The 951-nt window shown below is 44.9% G+C and carries 1 protein-coding gene; it reads left to right on the forward strand.

Features of this window, described 5'->3' with window-relative positions:
- A partial coding sequence (locus NE665_RS23795) for a SpaA isopeptide-forming pilin-related protein (protein WP_256302692.1) occupies positions 1-761 on the forward strand: 761 nt, incomplete at its 5' end.
- Positions 762-951 lie beyond the last annotated feature (190 nt).

Below are 951 nucleotides of genomic sequence, written 5' to 3' on the forward strand. Positions count from 1 at the left end.
ATACAAAAGCTGAGGATATCATCTTCATCGTACGTGATACGAACGATGTACAGACGATCGACATGAGCAACAGACAAACAGAGATGCACTTTTCTAAAGTCGATGAGACCGGCGAAAAAGAATTACCCGGTGCTAAACTGCAGATCATTGACAAAGATGGCAATATCATAGATCAGTGGGTATCCACAGAAGAGCAGCACACGATCACAGGACTGAGCGAGGGTCAAACCTATGTAATGAAAGAAATCTCTGCACCATATGGATATGAGATCGCAGAAGAGATCACCTTTACCGCAGGAGACGGCCAGAAGGTCACGATGAAAGATAAAATGATCCGCTCCTATATCAAAGTCAATAAGGTCGATTATTATGATCATAAGGACATCCTGAAGGCCGCAGAGTTTACGCTGTATAGTGACGCAGCATGCACGAAGAAAATCCGCAGTGTAAAGACGGATACGAAGAGCGGAATCGCACTGTTCGATGATCTGATCTACGGTACGTATTTCATCAAAGAGACGAAAGCACCGGCCGGTTATCAGTTATCCGATGAAGTCGTGAAGGTCACGATCGATGACGAATGGGTCAATGGTGATGACAAGCTGCGCACAATCATCTATGCAGATAAACCGTTATCCGGTGGGGTCGTTACAGGGGATACGACAGCGACTGGGATCCTGCTCAGTGTCGTAACACTGTCAGGTGCAGCACTCATCTTCGTGTCTCATAAACGCAGAAAAACGAAGAAATCAGAACAGTAGTCTGCCTTTTCTCAAGGGAGATGCAGATACCTGCATTTCCCTCTTTCATTTGAAGAAGAGGTACATCATCATGGAGCGATCCTTATCGATATGAAGGTCAGAAGGAGTATTGAAATGGTCGAAGACATACTTGACGGCTTTTACAAAAAAGCTCCGGGAATCCTTCCTACTAGCTATTTCCTATCAGAAT

This window comes from Clostridium sp. DFI.1.208, assembly GCF_024463855.1.
Classification (GTDB): Bacteria; Bacillota_I; Bacilli_A; order Erysipelotrichales; family Erysipelotrichaceae; genus Clostridium_AQ.